This window comes from Streptomyces sp. GC420 (genome assembly GCF_009916105.1).
GTDB lineage: Bacteria > Actinomycetota > Actinomycetes > Streptomycetales > Streptomycetaceae > Streptomyces.
This window is the reverse complement of the sequence record NZ_JAAAXQ010000583.1, coordinates 1-3,294: the sequence shown is the minus strand read 5'-3', so window position 1 is coordinate 3,294 and position 3,294 is coordinate 1. Positions and strand designations below refer to the sequence as shown.

Sequence of the window (3,294 nt, the reverse complement as noted above, 5' to 3'; positions counted from 1 at the left end):
GCCCCGGCCCGGACGCCGGTCCGCCCGGGCCGGGGCGGTGGGGGAAGGCGGGGAACCGCCGCCGGCGCGATGTCGGAGGGGCACGCCGACGGCGGTGTGCGCCGGCCGCGGGCGGCGGAGAGGGAGGTCAGCTGTCGCAGCCAGCGGCGAGGCCGACGGACCGCCCTGCGGAGACTCTCCGGCAGCACGCCCATTGGACGCCCGGCGCACCGGCTGGGTTCCCGGCTGCACCGAACTGTTGTGCCCGTGCCGGATGTGCACGGAGGGTCGCGCGTGAGGCCGCGTCCGGAGGCTGAGCAGCGGCGAACCAGGCGCCGCCCCGGACGCCTCGGACGTGGAGGGCGGGCCTCTGGAGGGTGCGGACGTACACCCCGGGCGTGGAGGGTGCGGGCGTACGCCTCGGGCGGGGCGGTGGGCCTGGAGTGTGCGGGCGTACGCCTCAGACGGGCCAGTGGGCCTGGAGTGTGCGGACGGTCTCCCTGATCGCCGGGCGTCGTGTGGCGCCCGTCCGCCACAGCGCGTACAGCCTGCGGGTCGGCATCGGTTCGAGCGCCACCGCCCGCACCCCGGCCGGCAGCGTGCCCCGCCCCAGCCGGGGGATCAGCGCGATGCCCAGACCGGCTGCGACGAGAGCCACCTGCGTGTGGTTCTCCTCCGCCTGGTGGGCGACTTCCGGCTCGTAGCCCGCCGCGCGCAGGGTCCGCATCAGCCAGTCGTGGCAGACGGTTCCCGGCGGCTGGCAGATCCACCGCTCCTTGGCGAGCTCCGCGCGGGTCACGTGGTCCCGCCCAGCGAGCGGGTGCCCCTCGGGGACGAGGATGTCGCAGAGGTCGTCACCGATGACCGCCTGCTCGACGCCCTCGGGCGCGGGCAGCGGCGCGATGTCCCAGTCGTGCGCCACCGCCAGGTCGATCACGCCACGGGCGACCAGATCGACGGACAGATGCGGATCGACCTCGGTCAGCCGGGTGTCGAGCGCGGGGTGCCGGGCGGCGAGTTCGGCGAGCACGCCGGGCATCAGCCCTCGGGCCGCGGAGGCGAACGCGCCGATGGCCAGCCGTCCCGTGGGCAGCCCCCGCCGCTCCTCGAGGGCGGTCTCGGCACGCTCGACGATGGACAGCAACTCCTTGGCCGCGTCGGCCAGATGGCGGGCCTCTTCGGTGAGTGCCACGCCCCGGCCGCGGCGTTCCAGAAGCGTCGTCCTGGTCTCCCGCTCCAGTTTGGCGATCTGCTGCGAGACGGCGGACGGGGTGTAACCGAGCGCCGTGGCGGCGGCACCGATCGAGCCGTGGACGGAGACGGCGTGCAGGGCGCGCAGCCGGGACAGGTCGAGCATCCGGGACCCCAATCACCATGCATAAGCAATGCTTCATTCAACCATGTAGGAATCAGCGCTGGTGCTACATGGTTGCGGAGCGCGATGCTCGGCGCATGCGTCCTGCACACATCGGGCTCGCCGTCCTGGTCACCGGGATATGGGGAGTCAATTTCGTCGTCATCGAGGTCGGCCTCGACCACTTCCCCCCGCTGCTCTTCTCCGCTCTGCGGTTCTTCGCCGCGGCGCTGCCCGCCGTCTTCTTCGTCGGCCGCCCGAAGGTCGCCTGGAAGTGGATCGTCGGCGTCGGACTGGCTCTGGGAGTGGCCAAGTTCGGCCTGCTGTTCACGGGGATGTACGAGGGGATGCCGGCCGGGCTCTCCTCGCTGGTCCTCCAGGTGCAGGCCGTGTTCACCGCTCTGATCGCCATTGCCTTCCTCGGTGAACGGCCCGGCCGGCTGAGGCTGCTGGGCATGGCCGTGGCCCTCGCCGGGATCGCGGTCGCCGCCGTCGACGAGGGTGCCTCCGGACCCGTCCTCGGCTTCGCCATGGTGGTCACGGCCGCCGCCTTCTGGGGCGTCTCGAACGTGCTGACGCGCAAGGCGGCCCCGCCCGACGCGCTGAACTTCATGGTGTGGGTGAGCACCGTTCCCGTACTCCCGCTGCTCGGGCTCTCACTGCTCGTCGAGGGCCCGGAGAAGGACCTCGACGCGCTGCGCGGGCTGGACTGGACCGGCATCGGAGTGATCGTCTTCGTCGCCTGGGTGGTCACGGTCTTCGGCTTCGGCGCCTGGGGATTCCTGCTGGGCCGGTATCCCGCGTCGTCCGTCGCCCCGTTCACCCTCCTCGTCCCCGTCTTCGGCATGTCCTCGGCGGCGCTGCTGCTGGGCGAGGGCATCGGTCCACTGCGGTGGTGCGCGGCGGCGCTGCTGGTCGGCGGTGTGGCCCTGACCTCCTTCGCGCGGCCGTCCGCTCCCGTCAGGCGGGACGGTCCGGTCCGGGACCCCCGTCCTGCGGCCGTAGCCGCAGCAGCCAGTCCTGGCCGACCAGATCCGCTCCGTACGAGTGATGCGGCTCCTCGGCCGTGAGCACGAAGCCCTCACGCTGGTAGATACGGCGCGCCGCCTTCAGCACGTCGTTGGTCCACAGGACCAGGTTCCGGTAGCCCGCCTCGCGGGCGAAGCCGACGCAGGCCCGTACCAGCCCCTCGCCGATGCCGAGTCCGCGCGCGTCGGGCTCCACCAGGAGGAGCCTGAGCCGCGCGGTCGCGGGCGCCGCGTCCCGTACGCACATCACCCAGCCGACCGGCCGGCCCTCCAACTCCGCGACCCAGACCCGCTCCAGGGCGGGGTCGTGGTCCTGGGCGTAGTCCGCGACGATCCGGGCGACCAGCGCCTCGTACTCCGCGTTCCAGCCGTACTCGGCCGCGTACAGGGCGGCATTGCGGTGCACCATCAGGCCGAGGTCGCCCGGCACGGGATCGCGCAGCAGCACCCCGGGGCGCCGGCCCTCCTCGCGCGGCCGGCCGAGGATCCTGCGGACCGTGCCCATCGCGGCGAGCAGTTCCCGCTCCTCGGCGGCGCCCACCCCGTCCAGCATCCGGCGCACGGCCTGCTGCGAGCGCTCCTCCTGGAGGACGACGGCGGCGCGGCCGTCCTTCGTCAGGGTGATCCGCTGCCGCCGCGGATCGCTCTCCGACGGTGCCCGCTCCACCAGCCCGTCCTTCTCGAACCTGGACAGCAGCCTGCTCAGATGCCCGGCGTCCAGCGAGAGCTCGGCCCGCAGATCGGCGGCGTCGGTACGGCTGCTGTGCGCGAGCTCGTACAGCACGCGCGCCTCGGTGAGCGTGAACGGGGTGTACAGGTGGCGCCCGTAGTCGAGCGCGCCGATGAGGTTGGTGTAGAAGCGGTTGAACGCCCGGATCTCCTGCACGGTCATGAGCCGACCCGCCGTTTCCCTTGACTGAGTCAAAGGTAGCC

3 protein-coding genes are annotated in these 3,294 nt (G+C 72.7%); 1 reads left to right on the top strand and 2 read right to left on the bottom strand.

Annotation, left to right across the window (positions count from 1 at the left end):
- Window positions 1-439: 439 nt before the first annotated feature.
- Entirely contained in the window at window positions 440-1,336 is an 897-nt protein-coding gene (locus tag GUY61_RS36470; RefSeq protein ID WP_166634589.1) for a LysR family transcriptional regulator, read from the bottom strand.
- Between the two features lie 95 nt (window positions 1,337-1,431).
- On the opposite strand from GUY61_RS36470, the gene GUY61_RS36465 reads away from it, so the two are divergent.
- Window positions 1,432-2,403 carry an EamA family transporter gene (locus GUY61_RS36465; protein ID WP_166634588.1) on the top strand — a complete coding sequence of 324 codons (972 nt, stop codon included), beginning with the start codon at window positions 1,432-1,434 and terminating at the stop codon, window positions 2,401-2,403.
- On the opposite strand, the gene GUY61_RS36460 is transcribed toward GUY61_RS36465, so the two are convergent.
- Window positions 2,294-3,253 (bottom strand): bifunctional helix-turn-helix transcriptional regulator/GNAT family N-acetyltransferase, encoded by a 960-nt coding sequence (locus tag GUY61_RS36460; RefSeq protein ID WP_166634587.1) that lies wholly within the window; start codon window positions 3,251-3,253, stop codon window positions 2,294-2,296. The two genes, GUY61_RS36465 and GUY61_RS36460, sit on opposite strands and share 110 nt — an antisense overlap.
- Window positions 3,254-3,294 lie beyond the last annotated feature (41 nt).

Bases quoted from the DNA above. Each gene is read 5' to 3' on its own strand.
- GUY61_RS36470 (WP_166634589.1), bottom strand. From the start codon at position 1,336: ATGCTCGACCTGTCCCGGCTGCGCGCCCTGCACGCCGTCTCCGTCCAC.
- GUY61_RS36465 (WP_166634588.1), top strand. From the start codon at position 1,432: ATGCGTCCTGCACACATCGGGCTCGCCGTCCTGGTCACCGGGATATGG.
- GUY61_RS36460 (WP_166634587.1), bottom strand. From the start codon at position 3,253: ATGACCGTGCAGGAGATCCGGGCGTTCAACCGCTTCTACACCAACCTC.